15 protein-coding genes are annotated in these 19,825 nt (G+C 63.9%); 6 read left to right on the top strand and 9 right to left on the bottom strand.

Features of this window, described 5'->3' with window-relative positions:
* Window positions 1–87 precede the first annotated feature (87 nt).
* The 3 genes from J3A71_RS02090 to J3A71_RS02080 all read left to right on the top strand — a co-directional run bounded on the left by J3A71_RS02090 (window position 88) and on the right by J3A71_RS02080 (window position 4,095).
* Window positions 88–1,164 carry a hypothetical protein gene (locus J3A71_RS02090; protein ID WP_096426857.1) on the top strand — a complete coding sequence of 359 codons (1,077 nt, stop codon included), beginning with the start codon at window positions 88–90 and terminating at the stop codon, window positions 1,162–1,164.
* Window positions 1,165–1,211: 47 nt separating this feature from the next.
* Window positions 1,212–2,000, top strand: coding sequence for a transporter substrate-binding domain-containing protein (locus tag J3A71_RS02085; RefSeq protein ID WP_016489528.1), 789 nt, complete (start codon window positions 1,212–1,214; stop codon window positions 1,998–2,000).
* 217 nt (window positions 2,001–2,217) lie between these two features.
* The gene (locus J3A71_RS02080; RefSeq protein ID WP_016489529.1) at window positions 2,218–4,095 is read left to right on the top strand and encodes a DEAD/DEAH box helicase; all 1,878 of its coding nucleotides are present in this window, start codon (window positions 2,218–2,220) and stop codon (window positions 4,093–4,095) included.
* Window positions 4,096–4,188: 93 nt separating this feature from the next.
* On the opposite strand, the gene J3A71_RS02075 is transcribed toward J3A71_RS02080, so the two are convergent.
* From J3A71_RS02075 to J3A71_RS02065, 3 genes are all read right to left on the bottom strand, one after another.
* A complete protein-coding gene (locus tag J3A71_RS02075) occupies window positions 4,189–4,767 on the bottom strand; it encodes a YceI family protein (protein ID WP_016489530.1) in 579 nt (192 codons plus the stop codon).
* A 34-nt stretch (window positions 4,768–4,801) separates the two neighbouring features.
* Window positions 4,802–5,353, bottom strand: a complete 552-nt coding sequence (locus tag J3A71_RS02070; protein WP_095116411.1) for a cytochrome b — start codon at window positions 5,351–5,353, stop codon at window positions 4,802–4,804.
* Between the two features lie 318 nt (window positions 5,354–5,671).
* Window positions 5,672–7,537, bottom strand: a complete 1,866-nt coding sequence (locus tag J3A71_RS02065; RefSeq protein ID WP_096426858.1) for a flavin monoamine oxidase family protein — start codon at window positions 7,535–7,537, stop codon at window positions 5,672–5,674.
* 211 nt (window positions 7,538–7,748) lie between these two features.
* On the opposite strand from J3A71_RS02065, the gene J3A71_RS02060 reads away from it, so the two are divergent.
* From J3A71_RS02060 to J3A71_RS02050, 3 genes are all read left to right on the top strand, one after another.
* Window positions 7,749–8,240, top strand: a complete 492-nt coding sequence (locus tag J3A71_RS02060) for a hypothetical protein (RefSeq protein ID WP_016489533.1) — start codon at window positions 7,749–7,751, stop codon at window positions 8,238–8,240.
* Between the two features lie 79 nt (window positions 8,241–8,319).
* Window positions 8,320–9,726, top strand: a complete 1,407-nt coding sequence (locus tag J3A71_RS02055; RefSeq protein WP_095116407.1) for an adenosylmethionine--8-amino-7-oxononanoate transaminase — start codon at window positions 8,320–8,322, stop codon at window positions 9,724–9,726.
* A 147-nt stretch (window positions 9,727–9,873) separates the two neighbouring features.
* On the top strand, window positions 9,874–10,593 hold the full coding sequence (locus tag J3A71_RS02050) for a 16S rRNA (uracil(1498)-N(3))-methyltransferase (protein WP_096426859.1): 720 nt from the start codon (window positions 9,874–9,876) through the stop codon (window positions 10,591–10,593).
* Here the strand turns inward: J3A71_RS02050 and J3A71_RS02045 are convergent, their stop codons facing one another.
* The 6 genes from J3A71_RS02045 to pilH form a co-directional block, all read right to left on the bottom strand.
* Window positions 10,594–11,211: a hemolysin III family protein gene (locus J3A71_RS02045; protein WP_209953621.1), complete on the bottom strand. Its 618-nt coding sequence runs from the start codon at window positions 11,209–11,211 to the stop codon at window positions 10,594–10,596.
* Between the two features lie 158 nt (window positions 11,212–11,369).
* Entirely contained in the window at window positions 11,370–11,843 is a 474-nt protein-coding gene (locus tag J3A71_RS02040) for a chemotaxis protein CheW (protein WP_016489537.1), read from the bottom strand.
* Complete coding sequence (locus J3A71_RS02035; protein WP_070086475.1) at window positions 11,836–16,776, bottom strand: Hpt domain-containing protein; 4,941 nt, start codon at window positions 16,774–16,776, stop codon at window positions 11,836–11,838. The genes J3A71_RS02040 and J3A71_RS02035 overlap by 8 nt, the downstream gene beginning before the upstream one ends.
* A 23-nt stretch (window positions 16,777–16,799) precedes the next feature.
* On the bottom strand, window positions 16,800–18,824 hold the full coding sequence (locus J3A71_RS02030; RefSeq protein WP_224372594.1) for a methyl-accepting chemotaxis protein: 2,025 nt from the start codon (window positions 18,822–18,824) through the stop codon (window positions 16,800–16,802).
* Between the two features lie 47 nt (window positions 18,825–18,871).
* Window positions 18,872–19,426 carry a chemotaxis protein CheW gene (locus J3A71_RS02025; RefSeq protein WP_016489540.1) on the bottom strand — a complete coding sequence of 185 codons (555 nt, stop codon included), beginning with the start codon at window positions 19,424–19,426 and terminating at the stop codon, window positions 18,872–18,874.
* Window positions 19,423–19,788 (bottom strand): twitching motility response regulator PilH, encoded by a 366-nt coding sequence (gene pilH, locus J3A71_RS02020; RefSeq protein WP_016489541.1) that lies wholly within the window; start codon window positions 19,786–19,788, stop codon window positions 19,423–19,425. The genes J3A71_RS02025 and pilH overlap by 4 nt, the downstream gene beginning before the upstream one ends.
* Between the last annotated feature and the right edge of the window lie 37 nt (window positions 19,789–19,825).

Below are 19,825 nucleotides of genomic sequence, written 5' to 3'. Positions count from 1 at the left end.
TTTGGCAAAGTCTGCTTAAGAAATGATTAAGGCTTTGGTCATAGACTAAAGCCTTAATCATTTTCGGGTATACAGGTCTTGCCAGCCATGCAGCATCCCCAGCCATCGCGCCCACAGCTTGTCTATCTGGCTTTTGGCCCGGCAACCTATCATCAGGAAGCCTGCTTCAGCATTGTCAGCGCCCTCGCCCACTTGGGGACGACAGCAGCCGATGCCATTGGCATCCAGGTGTACACCGACAACCCACAGCCCTACGCCAAGCTGCCCGTCACTGTCCACTTGCTGGGCGAAGCCACGCGCCAGGCATGGAACGCTCCTCACGGTTATCATTTTCGCAGCAAGCATGTGCTGCTTCGCCAGGTGCTACAACGACACCCGCTGGCAGTGCTGATCGACACCGATACCTTCTTCCGCACATCGCCGCTGCACCTGTTCGCCCGAGTGGCCCCAGGCAAGCTGCTGTGCAATGCCATCGGCCCGCGCTATGGCGCAAACCAGAAGTGCCTGCTGTACCGGAACCTGCTGTCCATCCTGCAAACCCGGGGCCTGGCCGACTGCCAGATGCCACTGGTCAACTCTGGGGTAATTGGCCTCACAGCCGAGGATGCCGGCACCCTGGACCGCTCCATCGACATGATGGACGAGTTCTACCCCTTGGCTCGCGAGGCCTATACCCTTGAGGAGTTCTGCCTGGCAGTGGCGGCATACCGCAAACTGGAGGTGGCCGAGTGTACCGACGTCATCCACCACTACTGGAGCCGCAAAGCCCAGTTCCGTGCCAAGATCCAAGCCTGGCTGCGCAAGCACGGCCACGACCCATTGGGCGGCGAAGCGCTGGCTGACGTTGCGTTGGTCAACGACCAACTGCCGCGCCCCCCTACCCTGCACCGCTTGGGTTACAAGGCACTGAGCCTGACCCTGCCCAGCCACGAGCGCCAGTTTGCGCGCGAATTGCTCTATGGCTGCTACCCCTATCCCAATGAATTCGACCGCGCCTGCGCGCCGGCCTGGTGGGACAAAGCCCTGGAAAACCTCCATGCACGCCATGGCCGTATGGCACCCGAGCGGCTACGTCAATGCCTGCGTCACCCGGGGCTGCGGTTGTCGCTGGGCGAACGGCGCAAAGATGTCGAGGCATATTTGCTGAGGTCTTCCCAGGCTTGAGCAGCCCTGTGCTGGCCTTGAATCGGCCGAGCGCGTAATCTGCGGCCATGCCACTCGTCGCCCGCCTGTTCTGGATCCTGCTGCTCGCCTGCCTGAGCCCGTTGGCTCTGGGCGAGCGCCTGCGCCTGGTATCCGATGACTGGGCGCCCTACATTTATCAGCACGAGGGCCAGCCCCTCGGTATCGACTACGAAGTCACCACCGAGGTATTCAAACGCCTTGGGGTTGAGGTGGAATGGCAGTTCCTGCCATGGAAGCGCTGCCTGGCAATGATCGAGAAAGGCTTGGCCGACGGTATTCTGGACATCTTCCAGAGCGAGACGCGGCGGCCCTATCTGGTGTACGCCCCCGAGCCCATGTCGGAGGTCGAGTTCGTGCTGTTTCAGGCCCGCGCACGCCGCCATGCCGTGGCCGGGTTCAAGGACCTGGCGGGCCTCACCGTCGGCACCTCGCCCGGCTACGCCTATGGCGACGCGTTCAACCAGGCGACCCATTTTCGGCGTGAAGCCGCGCCAACGCAGGAAGCCAACTTCGGCAAACTGCTGCTGGGCCGTATCGACCTGGCAATCACCGACCGCGTGGTCGGGCATTACCTGATTCGCCGTCTGGGCCTTGAACAACAAGTCGAGGAACTCCCGCTGGCAATCAGCCGCCAAGCCCAGTACCTGGGGTTGGTGCGCAAGCCAGGGCGCGAAACACTGGCCCTGGCCTTTGCCGAAGAACTGCAGCGGTTCAAGCACGAACCGGCCTTTGCCGCCATCAGCCACCGTTACACAGGCGACATCGGAAACATTCTCAACGCCGTTGAGCAGCAGGAAAGCAGCACAGCGCGATAGCTCTGTTATACTCGGGCCTTCCCGCCCGGCTCACGCCCGGACGCTCGGCCTCGTAACAGGCATCCCGATCGGCACCGACGCACCTTCGCGTCACCCTCCGTTTCCCGGATGTGCAGTGAAAGCCCAGCTGGACCGGACGCGATCGCATCCCACCGATGCCCGTCGCGCCAGGCAGAACATCCCAACGGGCCCAGCCCACACGAGAACAGGATCGCCCATGTCCTTTGCTTCCCTCGGTCTCTCCGAGGCTCTTGTCCGCGCTATCGAGGCTGCGGGCTATACCCAGCCGACCCCCGTGCAACAGCGGGCGATTCCCGCCGTGTTGCAAGGCCGCGACCTGATGGTTGCCGCTCAGACAGGTACTGGTAAAACCGGCGGCTTCGCCCTGCCGATTCTCGAGCGCCTGTTCCCCGCCGGTCACCCCGACAAGTCGCAGCGCCACGGCCCTCGCCAGCCTCGCGTGCTGGTCCTGACCCCAACCCGGGAGCTGGCAGCCCAGGTGCACGACAGCTTCAAGGTCTATGCCCGTGACCTGCCACTGGTCAGCGCCTGCGTCTTCGGCGGCGTTGGCATGAACCCGCAAGTCCAGGCGATTGCCAAGGGCGTTGACGTGCTGGTTGCCTGCCCGGGCCGCCTGCTCGACCTGGCCGGCCAAGGCAAGGTCGACCTGGCCCATGTGGAAATCCTGGTGCTCGACGAAGCCGACCGCATGCTCGACATGGGCTTCATCCACGACGTCAAGAAGGTACTGGCGCGCCTGCCATCCAAGCGCCAGAACCTGCTGTTTTCGGCCACCTTCTCCAAGGACATCACCGACCTCGCCGACAAGCTCCTGCATAACCCGGAGCGTATCGAGGTCACGCCGCCGAACACCACTGTCGAACGTATCGAGCAGCGTGTCTACCGCCTGCCTGCCAGCCACAAGCGTGCGCTGCTGGCACACCTGATCACCCTGGGTGCCTGGGAACAGGTACTGGTGTTTACCCGTACCAAGCACGGCGCCAACCGTCTGGCCGAGTACCTGGAAAAGCAAGGCCTGACCGCTGCCGCGATTCACGGTAACAAGAGCCAGAACGCCCGCACCAAGGCCCTGGCCGACTTCAAGGCCAACAGCGTCCGCGTACTGGTCGCCACCGACATCGCTGCCCGCGGCCTGGACATCGACCAGTTGCCCCACGTGGTCAACTTTGAGCTGCCGAATGTTGAGGAAGATTACGTGCACCGCATCGGCCGTACTGGCCGCGCCGGTCGCTCGGGCGAGGCCATTTCGCTGGTCGCGCCAGATGAAGAGAAGTTGCTCAAGAGCATCGAGCGGGTCACCCGGCAGAAGATCGCGGACGGCGACCTGATGGGCTTCGACGCCAGCCAGGTAGAAGCCGAAAAACCGGAAGTACGCGAACGCCCGCAGAACAACGGCCGTGGCGGTCGCAACCAGCCCCGCGGCGAAGGTGGCAAAGACGCCAACGGTGGCCGCAAGGACAAAGGCAAGGATAAAGGCAAGGCCAAGCAGCCAGCGGCCGGCAAGCCTGCAGACAAGGAAAAGTCCGGCGACAAGCCGCAGCAGCGCAAGCCGCGTGACAACAAGCCGCGCCAGCAGCAGGCCAGCCAGAACAGCGTGCCCAAGCCGCCAGCCGACCGTGCCCCGGATGAGTTCCTGGATGACGAAGTCGACAACTTCGGTAACCGCGCCGATTACGTCAGCCCGTACCAAGGCAAGAACCAGGGACGTAACCGTCGTCCTGGCGGTGGTACTGGTGCAGGCCAGAGCCAAGGAGGTGCTGCCCCGCGTAGCAACGGTGGCGGTGGTCAGGCTCGCAACGGCGGCCAGCCACGCACTGCAAACGGTGAGAAGCGCCCGCCGCGCAATAACAACGGTGGTGGTGCTCGCCGTGATGGCGGTGGCCGTGGGCGCCCGGCCCGTGACGATGCTGCCCGGCAAGAGCCGGCCGTGCGCAACACGCGCCAGCCGGAAAAACAGCCGGTGATCATCCGCAAGGAGTCCAAGCTCGACCGTTTCCCGACGCCTGAGCAACTGGATGATCTGCCGAGCCGCCCGCGCGGTGAGCGTCCCGCCCTGTTGACCCGAAAAGGTTAAGCTAGAGGCAGCCTGTAGCGGCCCTGTCAGGGCCCTGAACGGGAAATGAAAACGCCGCCCAATGGGCGGCGTTTTCTATTGCCAAGGCAATGCTTACTTCTGCTTCACACCTTCGACACTGATATCCAGGTCGAGGGTCTGCGAAGTCGGGCCTGGGCCTTTGATACCGAAGTCGTTCAGGTTAAGGGTGGTGGTGGCGTTGAAACCAGCACGCTCACCACCCCATGGGTCCTTGCCTTCACCGTTGAAGGTGGCCTTGAAGGTGACCGGCTTGGTCACGCCGTGCAGGGTCAGGTCGCCGGTCACGTCAGCAGTCTTGTCGCCAGTCGACTTGACGGCGGTGGAGACGAACTTGGCTTCAGGATACTTCTTCACGTCTAGGAAGTCGGCGCTGGCGATGTGCTTGTCACGCTCGGCATGGTTCGACCACAGGCTGGCGGTTTTCAGGTCGACGCTGATCTTGCTGGCTTCAGGCTTGGCGCTATCCCAGGTGAAGTTGCCGTCGAAATCCTTGAAGGTACCGTGAATAAAGCTGTAACCCAGGTGGCTGATCTTCCAGTCGACAAACGCGTGCTGGCCTTCCTTGTCGATCTTGTACTCGGCAGCCATGACCTGGCCGGCGGAAAGCAGAGCGGTACCGAGCGCCAGAGCGGCAAAAGTCTTTTTCAACATCCTTATTTCCTTCCTATGCAATTGAGGTTGAGAGTCAAGCTTTGCGGCCCAACATGCGGGTCAGGGTCGCGTCACGGTCGATGAAATGGTGCTTGAGCGCTGCCAGGCCATGCAGCACGGCAAAAATCACCAGGCCCCAGGCAAGCCACAGATGAATCACGCCAGCCACATCTGCCTGATCAGGCAGGTCGCTGACCAGTGCCGGTACTTCGAACAGGCCAAACACCGATATGCCGACGCCGTCAGCGGTAGAAATCAGGTAACCGGCAGCCATCACCGCAAACAGGCCAAGGTACAGCGCCAGATGGCCCAGCTTGGCCGCTAGCCGTGTGGCCGCGCCGTGGTTGGCAGGTGCCGGTGGTGGCGGGCTGATGAAACGCCAGACTACCCGCAACAGCATCACCGCCAGCAGCACCAGGCCGATGCTCTTGTGCAGGTCCGGGCCGGCCTTGCGCCAAGGGCTGTAGTAGTCGAGGCCGACCATCCACAGGCCGAGGCCGAACAGGCCGAAAACTGCCAGCGCCACGCCCCAGTGCAGGATGATGCTGACCACGCCGTAGCGAGAAGGTGAATTGCGCAGTTGCATGTTGGCGTGTTTCTCCGTGGAAGCTGTGCACAGACTAACGCGTAACGTATCGAATAAAAGCGGGAAAAATTGCTTCGGATTATCGAGAAATCCGATATGTATTGTGTAAGCTTCCCATTAAGGAAACATTAACGATAGTCGGGGAGAACACCGGCAACAAGCAAGCTGCTGTGGAAGCGGGCTTGTTCCGCGAAGGAGGGCACGCGGTGTCTGGCACCGGCTTTGCCGGTGTTCGCGGGGCAAGCCCGCTCCCACAGAGTCCCCGCTAACTCAGGGAGTTAGCGTGACTCTGAGGGAGCAGCCAGCACCTTCGATCAATCAGCCAGCCTTGGCCTGGTTATTGGCCACAGGTTTCTTGGTCGGCTCGGATTTGGCTGTCGCCTTCTTGGTTTCGGCAGGCTTGGGAGCTGGCTTGTGCGCCGGGGCATGCTTGGCCGGGGCGGCCTTGGTTGCCGCAGGCTTGGCAGCCGGTTCCTTGGCTACAGGCGCAGGCGCTGCCGGGGCCGACGCGGCCTGTGGAGCAGGCGCAGGTGCCGGCGCCACTTCCTCAGCTTTGGCGATTGGCTCAGCCTTCACCTCTGGCGCTTGCGCCCCACCGAACAGGCGTTTGAAGAAGCCTGGCTTGTCCTGCTTGGCCTCTTCGGGCTGCTTAGGCTCAGCTTTGGCCGGCGCCTTGTCAGCCTTGTCGCCCTTATCGGACGAACCACCAAACATATTGGAGAAGAACCCGCCCTTGCTGTCCTTGGTGGCCGCTGCACCGGCTGCCGCTGCCGCCGCAACCGGCACCGCCTTGGCGGGGACGAACGACTTGCCGGCCAGCAGGTCCTGCGCCTGGCTGGCCGCACGCTGGCCACTGCGCAGGGCGCCTTCCAGGGTGCCTGGGTACAGGGCGTCGGTGTGCTCACCGGCAAAGGTGATGCGCTGCACTGGGCGCTCCCACAGGCGCCAGTACTTGCTGATCTGCCCCGGGCCATAGGCCAGGTACGCGCCGCCAGTACCAGCATCGGTGCTGTAGCGCTTCACCTCGTAACCGGTAAAGGCACCGCGGGCTTGCGGGTAGAACGCATGCAGGCGGATCAGCACCTGGTCGACCATCTGCTTGTCGCCAAACGCCTGCAGCAGGCGGGCATTGTCGCCGGAAAGGTTGATCACCACGTTGGCGCCGCCCTTGAGCGCGGGCTCGATCCACAGCATGCCGAGGCCGGTATTACTGAAGATTTCGCCCGACATGCGCGCGCGGCTTTCCCACACGGGCTTCTTGAACTTGAGCATCAGCTGGTCGCGCCAGCCATAATTGGTGCCTTTAAGCGCCGCCAGGTGCTGGTTGTCCAGGCCTGGAGTCATCTGGATCTTGGCCAGGGCGCGCAGTGGTACGGCCATGACCAGGTAATCCGCCTGGTAGCCGACACTGCCAACTTTGACCGTTACACCATCCTTGTCCTGGACGATGGCAGTGACAGGTGAACTGGTCTTGATGGTCTTCAGCTGCTTGACGAAGGCCTGGGCCAGCACCGGGCTGCCACCGGGCAGGCGCGCGGCACGCAGGTCGCGGTCGCTGACACCACGGTACACTCGGTTCTGCTGGGCGAAATACAGCAGCGACAGACGCGACGGCTCATCGTAACGGGTACGGATCTGCTGGTTGATCAGCTGACGGGCAGTGGCCGGCAGTTGCAGTTTGTCCAGCCAGGTGGAGACGTTGATCTGGTCGAGTGCGAACAGCGTGCTGGTTGCCTGCGGGTTCAGCGGGTCATCGATCGAACGGGCCAAGTCATCGAGGGTTTTCTCGTAGCGCTTGAGCGCTTCGGCGGTAGCCGGTTGCTTGGTGGCCAGGTCGGTGGCGCTGAAGTACTCACCGTCGATGAGGTAACCAGGGGTACGCACGAACTCCGGTGCCGCCAGTGTTTCAAGCTTGAAACGGTCCAGGTAATGGTTGAGCACCGGCTGCGCCTTGGCATTGCCGATCCACTCGCTGGTGGCCAGGCCCGAACGCCCACCCATGCCCGATTTGGCCTCCAGCAGGGTCACCTGCCAGCCTTTGTCCTGCAGCTCATAGGCTGCCGTCAGGCCAGCCAGGCCGCCACCCACGACAATCGCCGTGGGCGTCTTGTCCTTTGCCAGCGCGGCGCCGCTGGTGACACCAATCAATACCAACGCGCACAGGCGCACCCAAGCAGCAGCCATGTCGGCGAACTCCGAGTCAGAGGTTACAGAAACAGGGAGAGGCAGGAATGCCCCGAGAGAGATGCGTTAAGAATACGTCAGCTCCGCCGGCCCTGCCAGCGCAGTGACATCAAGTCCTTTTGGCAACTGACATTTTTGCCAGTAGCCATGTCACACGGCGGCAGGCGAAGCTGGCGAAACTGGCCAGAAGCCCCGCCAGGAGGGCATGCGCATGATCTTCGAGGAGCACTTCCAACACGTCGAACGGCAGTTTCTATGGCACAAAAAAACGCTTCATACAGCCTCCGGCCTAAGTATCCGCTCCAACAGCACCTCTTGGACCGGCTTTCATGAAGCGTTCAAGGGTGAAGACGGTACCGAACTGGTCATCGGTGAACACAGCGACGTAGAGATCGTCTTCGCCCAGGAAGTCGAGTGCCTGCGCCTGGAATACTACGTAGTCAGCGACTTTCTCTGCGACGACCTGCACATGCTGTTCGATGCTGAAAGGGTTGATTACGACCTGGTCGCCCCGGTCCCGCGCACCTTTTACTGGCTCACAGTGGAAGGCAGCGGGTTTAGCGACCTGCGCCCCGGCCCCATTGCCACGTACCCCTACCACCAGGTGATCGACGGCCCCTTCCGCCGCCTGACCATCTCCACTTCGCAGGCCGGAACCGTGCACATCCGCCGGCTGGAATGGACCGGCACCCAACGTCATTGAAAGGCAGCGGTTGTCCTGCCCTGCGGCATTGCTTAGGCTTACGCGGTCGAACCACGCCGCAAAGCCAGGAGAAGTGCCCATGGGCCTCAACGATCAGTGGATGCAACGTGACCTCAAGGTCCTGTGGCACCCCTGTACCCAGATGAAAGACCACGAGCAGCTGCCGCTGATCCCGATCAAGCGCGGCGAAGGCGTGTGGCTTGAGGACTTCGAAGGCAAGCGCTACCTGGACGCGGTGAGCAGCTGGTGGGTCAATGTGTTCGGCCACGCCAACCCGCGCATCAACCAGCGCATCAAGGACCAAGTCGACCAACTGGAGCACGTGATCCTGGCCGGTTTCAGCCATCAGCCGGTAATCGAGCTGTCCGAGCGCCTGGTGGCCATGACCCCGGCCGGCCTTGACCGGGTGTTCTACGCCGACAACGGCTCGTCGTGTATCGAAGTGGCGCTGAAGATGAGCTTCCACTACTGGCAGAACGTCGGCAAGCCGGGCAAGAAGCGCTTCGTCACTCTGACCAACAGCTACCACGGCGAAACCATCGCCGCCATGTCGGTAGGTGATGTGCCGCTGTTCACCGAAACCTACAAGGCGTTGCTGCTGGACACGATCAAGGTGCCTAGCCCCGACTGCTACCTGCGCCCCGAAGGCATGAGCTGGGAGGAGCATTCGCGCAACATGTTCGCCGCCATGGAGCAGACCCTGGCCGAACACCACGCCTCGATCAGCGCCGTGATCGTCGAGCCGCTGATCCAGGGTGCCGGCGGCATGCGCATGTACCACCCGGTGTACCTCAAGCTGCTGCGCGAGGCCTGCGACCGCTATGACGTGCACCTGATCCACGACGAAATCGCCGTGGGCTTTGGCCGCACCGGCACGATGTTCGCCTGCGAACAGGCCGGTATCCGCCCGGACTTCCTGTGCCTGTCCAAGGCCCTGACCGGTGGCTACCTGCCGCTGGCCGCCTGCCTGACCACCGACAAGGTCTACCAGGCGTTCTATGACGACTACCCGACCCTGCGCGCGTTCCTGCACTCGCACAGCTACACCGGCAACCCGCTGGCTTGTGCTGCGGCGCTGGCGACCCTGGATATCTTCGAGCAGGACAACGTGATCGAAGCCAACAAGGCCCTGGCCACGCGCATGGCCACCGCCACTGCGCACCTGGCCGAGCATGCTCACGTTGCCGAAATCCGCCAGACCGGCATGGCCCTGGCTATCGAAATGGTTCAGGACAAGGCTGGCAAGGTGGCCTACCCCTGGCAGGAGCGTCGCGGCCTGAAGGTGTTCGAGCATGCCCTGACCCGCGGCGCCTTGCTGCGGCCGCTGGGCAGCGTGGTGTACTTCCTGCCACCGTACGTGATCACCCCTGAGCAGATCGATTTCCTTGCCGAGGTCGCCAGCGAAGGCATCGACATCGCCACCCGCGACAGCGTCAGTGTTGCCGTGCCGGCCAACTTCCACCCCGATTTCCGCGACCCGGGCTAGCCCGGCAATTCGCCACACCACTTTTCCTGTGGGTGCGAGCGTGCTCGCGAACAAGGGCGAAGCCCTTGCCAGGCACCGCAGCGCCTGATTCGCGGGCACGCCCGCTCCCACAGGGGATCTGTGTCTCTCTATTTACCGAGCAAACCCATGAGACTGTCCCGCTTCTTCATCGACGCCCCCCTGAGCCTTGGCGAGCACGACCTGCCTGAAGCCCAGGCCCACTACATCGGCCGCGTACTACGCATGGCCCCCGGCGACGCCGTGCAGCTATTCGACGGCAGCGGCCAGGAATACCTCGGTCAGCTGCTTGAAGTGGGCAAGAAAACCGTACGCGTCAACCTTGACCGGGTCATTGCCGGCCAGGCCGATTCACCGCTGCACGTGCACCTCGGCCAAGGCCTGTCCCGCGGCGAGCGTATGGATTGGGCGATCCAGAAGGCCACCGAGCTGGGCGCCAATGCAATCACCCCGATCGTCAGCGAGCGCTGCGAAGTGCGGCTGAAAGACGAGCGCGCCGACAAGCGCCTGGCCCATTGGCGGCAAGTGGCAATCAGCGCCTGTGAACAATGCGGTCGTTCTACCTTGCCGGTCATCCACCCACCCGTGACCCTGGCCGAATGGCTGGGCAGCAGCAAGGCGGACCTGAAACTGGTCCTGCACCCGGTGGCCGAGCCGCTTACCAGCCACGAAAAACCTGCGACCCTGGCGTTTCTGATCGGCCCCGAAGGCGGCCTGAGCGAGGCCGAAGTCGAGCAGGCCAAAGCGTCCGGCTTCCACGCCGCCCGCCTCGGCCCGCGCGTGCTGCGCACTGAAACTGCGCCCGTTGTGGCGCTGTCGGTGGCACAGCAACTGTGGGGCGACTTTTGACTAGAGCACGTAGAACGACACCGCCACGAAATGCAGCAGGCTGCCGGTAATCACGAACAGGTGCCAGATGCCGTGAGCGTGGCGCAAGCGGCTGTCGAGCGCGAAGAAGATGATGCCCACGGTGTAGAACACCCCGCCGGCGGCCAACCAGGCAAAGCCGGCGCTGCCCAGCGATTGCTGCAACGGTTTCACTGCCACTAGCACGATCCAGCCCATCACGGCATAAATGATGATCGACAGGATCCGCGCCTCGGAACGCGGCTTGATCTCTTGCAGCATACCGATCACCGCCAGCCCCCAGACCACGCCGAACAGGCTCCAGCCCCAGGGGCCGCGCAGGCTGACCAGGCAGAATGGCGTGTAACTGCCAGCGATCAGCAGGTAGATAGAAAGGTGATCGAGCTTGCGCATGATTACCTTGGCCCGCCCGCGGGTGCTGTGGTACAGGGTGGAAATGCTGTACAGCAACAGCAGGGTGCTGCCGTAGATGGAGAAACTGACGATCTTCCACGGGTCCCCTTGCAGGCCCGCGACCACGATCAGCCAGATGGCACCGATACAGGCCAGGACAGCACCGACCAGGTGGGTCCAGGCATTGAAGCGTTCACCGTAATACATGCAAACACAGACCTCTTCAGGTGGGCTGGGTTCCTGATGTGATGCTGATGGCCTCTTCGCGGGCATGCCCGCTCCCACAGGTAATGCACAGGACTCAAGGTCAGTGGTGTACCTGTGGGAGCGGGCTTGCCCGCGAAGAGGCCCGCACAAGCATCATCCTAGCCAAGGTCAGGTTGCAGATCCGCGTCACGCACCAGCCTTTCCAGTGCAACCAGGTCCGGCACCCGAGCCACCTGCTCGCCCACCTGCACCGCCGCCAGCTCCAGCCTGCCCAGCGCCACGTCCACGTAGTTCAGCTGGCTGTCGAGCTTGCACGAGCGCGGGATGTCTTGCAGCAACAGCGCCAGGTAGCGCAGGCCGGTATCACCCAGTGCGTTGAGCACGACTACCCGGGCCCGCTCACCGCACGGGGTTTCACCCCCACACGCCGCCTCGAAGCCGATCAGCGGCAGGCGCTGCTGCCGCCAGTCGATCCAGCCCAGGTGCCAGGCGGGGTCGCCGGGCTGGCACACCAGGTTGCGCTGCCCGCTCAACTCAGCCACCGCCACGTTGGGCAGCACCAGGGTGCGATCACCCAAAGGCAGCAACAGCCCGGTCAGGCTGCTGCGCTGGCCGGAAATCAGTTCAAGCATGGGGCTGGCTCCAATGGGCGATACTCTGCAACAGCAGCGACTCCTGGTACGGTTTGCCCAGGTATTCGTTGACGCCGATGGCCATGGCACGGTCGCGGTGCTTCTGCCCGGTGCGCGAGGTGATCATGATGATGGGCAGGTCTTTCAGCCGCTCGTCACGGCGAATGCGTGTGGCCACCTCGAAGCCGTCCATGCGCGGCATTTCGATGTCCAGCAGCAACACGTCGGGGCGGTGGTCTTCCAGCAGGGCCATGGCATCAACCCCGTCCTTGGCCGTCAGCACGCTCATGCCGTGGCGTTCCAGCAGGCGGCTGGTGACTTTGCGCACGGTCACCGAGTCATCCACCACCATCACCAGCAACGCACGCCGCGGCGCCGGGCCGAGCAGTTGGCGCTGGGCTTCGCCACCGGGCAAACGTGCCAGGCGCCGCTGCTGGCCGCGCAGCTGGCCGAGCAGGTCGAGAATCAGCACGACCCGCCCGTCACCCAGCAATGTCGCCCCCGATAACCCGGCCACCGCAGCAAACTGTGGCCCCAGGCTCTTCACCACGATCTCGCGGCTGGGCGACAGGCTGTCGGCCTGGATGGCGAACGACTGCTCCTTGGAATGCACCAGCAGCACTGGCAACGGCACGCTCTGCCCCAGCAGCGCGGGGCGGGGCACACCTTGCAGCAACTCGCCCAGGTAACGCAGCTCGTATTCGTGGCCGCCGTAGACATAGCGCGGCGTGTCCAGCTGATAGCACGCTGCGAGCTCTGCCGGCGGCACGCGGACAATGCCCTCGATGGTATTGAGCGGGATGGCGTACTGCTCTTCGCCCAGGTGCACCATCAGCGCACGGTTGATCGATACGGTGAACGGCAGCCGGATCAAGAAGCGTGCACCCTTGCCCTGGGCCGACTCGATGCTCATCGAGCCACCGAGCTGCTTGACCTCCTCGTGCACCACGTCCATGCCCAGACCGCGCCCGGAAATCTGGGTGATCTTCTCGGCGGTGGAAAACCCCGGGCGCAGAATGAACTGCAGGATCTCGTGATCGCTCAAGTCTGCGTGCGGATCCAGCAGGCCGCGCTTGATGGCCTTGCGCCGTACCGCGTCGAGTGGCACACCGGCACCGTCGTCAGTCATTTCGATAACGATATCGGCACCTTCGTGCAGCAAATTCAGGTGGATGGTGCCCTGCTCCGGTTTGCCAGCGGCCAGCCGTGCTTCGCGGCTTTCCAGGCCATGGTCGACAGCGTTGCGCAGCATGTGCTCCAGCGGTGCGACCATGCGCTCGAGCACACTGCGGTCCAGTTCGCCCTCGGCGTTGCCGACCACCAGTTCCACCTGCTTGCCCAGTTCGCTGGCCACCTGCCGCACCACACGCTGCAGGCGTGGCACTAGGCGTTCGAAGGGCACCATCAAAGTGGCGGTCAGGCCTTCCTGCAACTGGCTGTTCACCCTGGCCTGCTGCTGCAGAAGGCTGTAGGCCTCCTGGGCGCGTTGGGCCAGGGTTTCCTTCAGGTCGAGCAAGTCCGAGGCAGACTCGAACAAGGCCCGCGACAATTGCTGCAACTGCGAATGGCGGTCCATTTCCAGGGGATCGAAGTCGTCGTAGGCATCGCCTTCGAACGGCTGCCGGCTGGAGATCCGCCCCTGGGTCTCGTTATCCAGGCGCAGCAACTGGTCGCGCATGCGCTCCAGGGTGGTTTCCATCTCGTTGAGGGCGAACTGCGCATCGTTGACCTGCTGCTCGATGCGCCCACGAATGATCGAGTGCTCGCCAGCCAGGTTGCCCAGGTCATCGAGCAACTCGGCATCAACCTTGACCATGTCGCCTGCGGCCCGCTCTGGCGCTGCCGCCGGCAACTCGCTGGCGGCTGCCTCGACAGGCCCTTGGCCGGCCGCACTGTCGGTCAGGGCCGCGCTGCTGAAGTTACGGATATAGTCGATCAGTGCCGTGGCCGCATGCAACGGCTGCCCCAGGCGTACGGCATCCAGCATGTGCGCCAGGCGATCATGGCAATTCTGCAACAGCGCGAACAGTGGCGGGCTCGGCGGCAAACGCCCGGCAGCCAGCAGCTCGTACAGAAATTCCAGTTCGTGTGCCAGGTCACCGATGGGGGCAATTTCAACCATGCGCGCCACACCCTTCAGGGTGTGCAGGTCGCGCATCAGGTTGTCCACCTCGACGCTGCTACGCGGGTCGGCCTGCCAGCGCGCCAGGGCGGCAGCGGCGCTCTCGACAATGTCCGAGCTTTCTTCGAGGAACACTTCCAGCAACTCTTCGCCTGGGCTTTCCGGCTCGTCTGGCAGTGGCTCACCCACCTCTGGCAGCGAAGGGTCATGCGACAGCCCCAAAGTACCGCTCAGGTCCATGTCCGGGTGCAGCGGTGTCACCTTGTCGATGCCCACCAGGCCGGTGGCATCCGGTGCCAATGCCTGGTCCAGCAGCGTGCGCAGGCCATCGACCAGTTCCGGGCGTGACACGATGTCCTGCCCCGCCGCTACTTCGTCGAGCATGTCCAGCAGTGCCTCATGGGCCCGCTGCGTGTGGGCGAAAAAGCGTGCATCGGCTGGCAGGCTGCCCTCTTCCACGGCGCCATACAGATCGAGCAAGGCCTCGCACACGTCATCCATCTGCCACAAGTCGGCCAGGTGCGCGGCATGGCCCAGGCTGGTCATCTGGTCGAGCAGGGTATCCAGCGCGTCGCGCTGGCCGGGCTGTTGCTGCCAGCGCGACAACAACGACTCGGCATCAAGCAGAATGTCCATGGCCTGGGCCAGAAAACTGGCAACCAGCTGCGGGTCGCGCTTGCTACGCCGGGCATGCTGCGGGTCGTCATGCCCGCTGGCCAGGCGGCTATCGACTGCCTGGCCAACCGCTTCGATCAGCTCCGCGGCGCCAGGGATGGCGGCCAGTGGTGTGCTGTCGAGTTGCGCCAGGCCCAGATGGAACAGCGAGCGCGCGGCTTCCAGCCATTCGATCTCGGCCATTTGCAGTGGCAACTGATGGCCCTTGTATTCACGGGCCAGGCGGTCGAAGGCGGTGGCCAGCTCAGCGATCGGCATCACCCCGGCCATGGCGGCACTGCCCTTGAGCGTGTGCAGGGCACGTTGCAGGCCATCGCTGACCGGCGTGTCGTGGCCGTCGGCGCCCTGCAGGAAATCATCAAGGCTGGCCAGGTGGCCCTGCGCCTCACTGCGGAAGATATCCAGCAACTGTGGCTCAAGGCCATCGATACTGGCCGCCGGTGCATCGTTTTCAGCCAGGGCATGCAGGTGCCCGGCCAGTTGTTCGATTTCGGTCAATTGCGGCAGCTGGCCGGTGGCAAAGTCCGCCAGCAGATCGGGCAAATGGACGAACACCTGTTGCAGGGCCACCACGCCTTCCGGGCTGAGCGCGCTGCGGCCCTCCAGCACCCGGTTCAGCAGGTGCTCGGCGCCCCAGGCAAGTTCGGCCACCGCCTCGGCATGCACCATGCGGCCACTGCCTTTGAGGGTATGCAGCGCACGGCGCACTTCCCCCAGCGCCCCGCGCTGCTGGTTATCGGCACGCCAGCGCAGCCAGTGGCGCTCGATTTCCGGCAGCAACTCGCCCGCTTCCTCGAGAAACACCTCGCGCAGTTCGTCATCGATGCCATCGCCATTGGCATCCAGGCCCGCTCGGGCATCCGCCTGCGCACAGTGCACACCCAACGCCGCCAGGCTGGCACACGCCATGTCGATGAACGGCTGGCCATCCGCCAGCGGGTCGGCCACCCGCCACTGCAGGTAGCATTCAGCGGCGCTGAGGGCCTCGGCCAGGTGGGTCAGCTCGTCGGCAGGCGGCTCCTCCTCCAGGTGCTGCAACCAACGCTGCACATAGCTTGCACAGCCGGCAAGCAGCTCGGCCACGGCGGGCAGCATCAACATGGCCAAGGCCCCGCGAACCTGCTGCAACAGCCCTGGCAAGGGCTGCAGGCGCTGCCGGGGCCAGTCGGACTCCACATAGTCACCGATCAGGTCCTTGGCCTGCTGCAACACGTTCAGCGATTCGTTCAGCACCAGCTGGCGTATCTCGGCCAGGTCCGAGCCTGGCAGGCCGGCCTGGCCGTTTTCCTCCAGTGGGCCGACCATGCCATTCAGGGAGGCTTCCACATACAACAAGGCGCCCGCTACATCCATCAACACCGCGTCGTCCACGGCTCGTTCGCCCTGAGCCAGGGCCTGCAGCGCCAACACCTGGTCGATGATCACCCGCCGTGGTTGCTGGAAGCCCAGTACAGCCAGCGTATCAGCCACGTGGCGCAGCGGCGCCAGCAGGGCATCAAGCTGCTCGCTGTGCTGGCGGTCGCTGCGCACGAACTGGTCCAGGCGCTCCTTGATGCGCATAAGGTCGTCGCACAGTGCGGTCACCACCGAGCGCAGGGCATCGCGGCCCGGCCCGGCCTGCAACTGTTCGCGCCAGTTGCCCAGCGAGAGGTCGAGGTTGGCCAGGTCGTCAGAGCCGGCAAAGCGCTGCGCAGCACCGCTGATCAGGCTGGCCTGGGCCAGCGGCTCGATGCCACGGCAGGCGCGCAGCTGGTTGAGCAGCGGCAGCATCACCAATGGCAGGTCGTGGCGGGCACCGCGCAAGCGCTCAAGGTATGAGGGCAACTGCTCCAGGCCCCGGAACAGCGCACCCAGGCAATCACCCCGTGGGCTCACCTGGCCGTCGGCCATGGCCTTGGCGAACAGCTCCAGTTCTTCGGCCAGACGCGTCGCACCTCGCAGCTCGAGCATGCGCAGGCAGCCATGCACCTGGTGCAGGTTGTCGACCACAAAGGCGAGTATCGACAGGTCGCCTGGCTCGCCGGCGAAACGCTCCAGCGCCTGACGCGCCTGGCCCAGGCAGTCGAGGATGGCTGCCTTGGTCCAGGCCAGCGCCACCGTGTCGTGGCGCTCGGGGCTTACAGCAACAGATGCCATTGTCACTTCCTCAACGCGGCGCTTCACTTGGGCTCGGCAGGTGGCGGCAGGGTGAAGCCGGACACCGAACGGCGCATCTCGCTGGCCATGCGGGCCAGGTGGCGGATGCTGTCGGCAGTGGCCCCGGAGCCGGCGGAGGTCTGCGCGGTAATCTGCTGGATGACCGCCATGGTGTGTGAGATCTGCCCGGCCGACGAGGTCTGCAACTGGGCAGCGTCGGAGATGCTGTGGATCAGGTCGGCCAGGTTCTGCGATACGCCTTCGATTTCGGCCAGCGCCACCCCGGCATCCTGGGCCAGGCGGGCGCCGCGCACCACTTCGGCGGTGGTCTGCTCCATGGAGATCACGGCCTCGTTGGTGTCGGCCTGGATGGTGCGCACCAGCGCCTCTATCTGGCGGGTAGCCGATGATGAGCGTTCGGCCAGGCGCTGCACCTCGTCGGCGACCACGGCAAACCCACGGCCGGCCTCACCGGCCAGCGAGGCCTGGATCGCCGCGTTAAGGGCAAGGATGTTGGTCTGGTCGGCAATGTCGTCGATCAGGCTGACAATGTCGCCGATTTCCTGAGAAGACTCACCCAGGCGCTTGATCCGCTTGGCGGTGTCCTGGATCTGCTCGCGAATGTTGTCCATGCCATTGATGGTGTTGTGGACCACCTCGTTACCCTTGTTGGCGATGGCCACCGAGCGTTCGGCCACCTTGGCCGATTCGTAGGCATGCGCGGATACCCGGTCGATCGACTCGACCATGTCGCCGACGGCTTCGGAGGCCTCGCTGATCTGCTCGGCCTGGTGCTCGGAGGCCTTGGCCAGCTGGCGAGCGGTGTTTTGCGTGTCCTGCACGGCTGCGGCCACCTGCACGGCGCTGTGGTTGATGGTGGCCACAAGGTCGCGCAGCTGGTCTACGGAATAGTTGATCGAGTCGGCAATGGCGCCGGTAAAGTCTTCGGTTACCGATACGGTCACGGTCAGGTCGCCATCGGCCAGCTCTTCGATTTCGTCGAGCAGGCGCATGATCGCCTGCTGGTTGCGTTCGTTCTTTTCCGCCGTTTCGCGCAGCTGGCGGTTGGTGGTGCGCACCATGACCAGGCCGATGAGAATGATCGAGGCCAGCGCCAGCACGCCCAGGGCATAGCCGCCCACAGTATCGAGGGTGCGCCCGCCGGCCAGGTTCTCGAAACCGTTGGCCAGGTGCGACGCTTCGTCGAGCAGGGTTTGCGACAGGCTGAAGATGTTGCCGGCAGCTTCGCGCACGCGGAACAGTTCGGGCGAGGTTTCGAGGATTTCATCCACAGAACCGGCGACGAACTGGAACAGTTCGGCGATTTCCGCCAGCCGCGCGCGGGCGTCGGCGTCTTCGACGCGGGTTATCTGGATTGCCGCGTTGCCGCTGAGCATGCCCTCCAGCACCTGGCCAAAGCGGCCGGCATCACGGCCAAAAGCGTCGGCCGCCTGGGCTGCGGCATCGTCACCGGCCAGCACAGTGTTGACCGAACCGAGGATGCGCTCGGCCAGCAACAACTGGCGCTGGGCCACCGCCACCTGGTTGGCCGGGGCGCCGCTTTGCAGCAGGATCTCAACCACCTTCTCGTATTCCACCTGCAACTGCGGCACGGTTTCGGCCAGCGTCGCCGCCACCTGGTGCAGCGACAGCACGGTCTGCTCGCTGGCCAGGATGGTGTCGGTGTTCTTGCGCAGGTTTTCCCAGTCGCGGCGTACCGATTCCATCTCGTCACGCACCGTGGGCGGCGCGGGCGGCAGCCCGGTGGACTTGTCACCCTGGCGCAGGTAGCCCCAGCGCCGCTCAAAATCGTTGCGCGCATCCGACAGCAGCTTGAATGCAAGGGCCTTGCCGGTGGCGGCTTCAGTGGCGTTCTTGGCGATGCGTTGCGACAGCACCCGCAGTTCCCCGGCATGGCCGATGTACTGCTTGTCGTAATTGGATTGGGTGTTCAGGTACGCGAAGTTGGCGAACAACAGGATGATCGACAGGATCAGGATCAAAAACAGCACAGTGATCTGCGCGATGCTGCGGGTACGCGGGCTCACGGTGGTCGCGGTAACGGAGGTGGCAGGCTTGTTCACGTTCGCAGGTCCTATAACGCCACATCGAGAAAGCCCGGCGCCTGGGCCAGGGCGAAGGGGCTGAAGATCGCCCAATTGCGTTCACGCGGGAAATGCCCCTGCACAAAACGTGCAGCGGCGCGCAGCAGTGGCTGCGGCGGCGACAGCTGCAGGCTGTCCAGGTCAAAGTGCTGCAAGCCCAGTACCTCGTCCACCAGCAGGCCGACGAACAGGGCCTCGTGGTCCAGCACCAGTACCCGCCGTTGCTTGCCCGGGGCGGCGTGGCCCAGGCCGAAGAAGCTGCTCAGGTCCATCACCGGCAACAACCGGCCGCGCAGGTTGGCTACCCCGCACACCCATGGCTGCACACCGGGGACGCGGCTGCTGCGCGGTTCACGCAGCACCTCGGCCACCTCGCCCATGGGCGCGACAAACCACTGCCCGGCAATGCGAAAACCGATACCGCTCCACTGTTGCAGGCGGTTGTCTTGCGGCGGTTGGTCGGCAACCAGCAGGCGGCAGCGCCGGTCAATGTCCAGCAACAGCTCGAAGGCGGTCAGCGACGCGCCTTGCGGGCGGGTGGTCAAGCGCCCAGCACTTCTTTGAGCTTGGCGATCAGGTCGTCTTCTTCCACGGGCTTGGTCACGAAACCCCTCGCACCCTGGCGTTTTGCCCAGATGCGATCGGTTTCCTGGTCTTTGGTGGTAACGACCAATACTGGAATGGCGCTGGTCTCGGGGTCCTTGCTCAATTGCCGGGTGGCCTGAAAGCCGTTGAGAACAGGCATGACGATATCCATCAACACTGCATCGGGCTTTGCCTGACGCGCCAGCGCCACGCCATCGGCACCGTTGCTGGCTTTGAGCACCTCATGACCGTGCTTTTCAAGCCATCCGGCCAATTTGTACATCTCTGTCGGCGAGTCGTCGACAATCAGAACTCGGGCCATGCTGTTTCCCCATCAGGAAAGTAAGGCCGTGCCATGG

The organism is Pseudomonas sp. PvP089 (assembly GCF_017875165.1).
GTDB lineage: Bacteria > Pseudomonadota > Gammaproteobacteria > Pseudomonadales > Pseudomonadaceae > Aquipseudomonas > Aquipseudomonas fortuita.
This window is presented reverse-complemented; position numbering and strand designations above follow the sequence as displayed.

Excerpts from the sequence above, each read along its gene's own strand:
- J3A71_RS02090 (WP_096426857.1), top strand. The coding sequence starts at position 88 with ATGCAGCATCCCCAGCCATCGCGCCCACAGCTTGTCTATCTGGCTTTT.
- J3A71_RS02085 (WP_016489528.1), top strand. The coding sequence starts at position 1,212 with ATGCCACTCGTCGCCCGCCTGTTCTGGATCCTGCTGCTCGCCTGCCTG.
- J3A71_RS02080 (WP_016489529.1), top strand. The coding sequence starts at position 2,218 with ATGTCCTTTGCTTCCCTCGGTCTCTCCGAGGCTCTTGTCCGCGCTATC.
- J3A71_RS02075 (WP_016489530.1), bottom strand. The coding sequence starts at position 4,767 with ATGTTGAAAAAGACTTTTGCCGCTCTGGCGCTCGGTACCGCTCTGCTT.
- J3A71_RS02070 (WP_095116411.1), bottom strand. The coding sequence starts at position 5,353 with ATGCAACTGCGCAATTCACCTTCTCGCTACGGCGTGGTCAGCATCATC.
- J3A71_RS02065 (WP_096426858.1), bottom strand. The coding sequence starts at position 7,537 with ATGGCTGCTGCTTGGGTGCGCCTGTGCGCGTTGGTATTGATTGGTGTC.
- J3A71_RS02060 (WP_016489533.1), top strand. The coding sequence starts at position 7,749 with ATGATCTTCGAGGAGCACTTCCAACACGTCGAACGGCAGTTTCTATGG.
- J3A71_RS02055 (WP_095116407.1), top strand. The coding sequence starts at position 8,320 with ATGGGCCTCAACGATCAGTGGATGCAACGTGACCTCAAGGTCCTGTGG.
- J3A71_RS02050 (WP_096426859.1), top strand. The coding sequence starts at position 9,874 with ATGAGACTGTCCCGCTTCTTCATCGACGCCCCCCTGAGCCTTGGCGAG.
- J3A71_RS02045 (WP_209953621.1), bottom strand. The coding sequence starts at position 11,211 with ATGTATTACGGTGAACGCTTCAATGCCTGGACCCACCTGGTCGGTGCT.
- J3A71_RS02040 (WP_016489537.1), bottom strand. The coding sequence starts at position 11,843 with ATGCTTGAACTGATTTCCGGCCAGCGCAGCAGCCTGACCGGGCTGTTG.
- J3A71_RS02035 (WP_070086475.1), bottom strand. The coding sequence starts at position 16,776 with ATGGCATCTGTTGCTGTAAGCCCCGAGCGCCACGACACGGTGGCGCTG.
- pilH (WP_016489541.1), bottom strand. The coding sequence starts at position 19,788 with ATGGCCCGAGTTCTGATTGTCGACGACTCGCCGACAGAGATGTACAAA.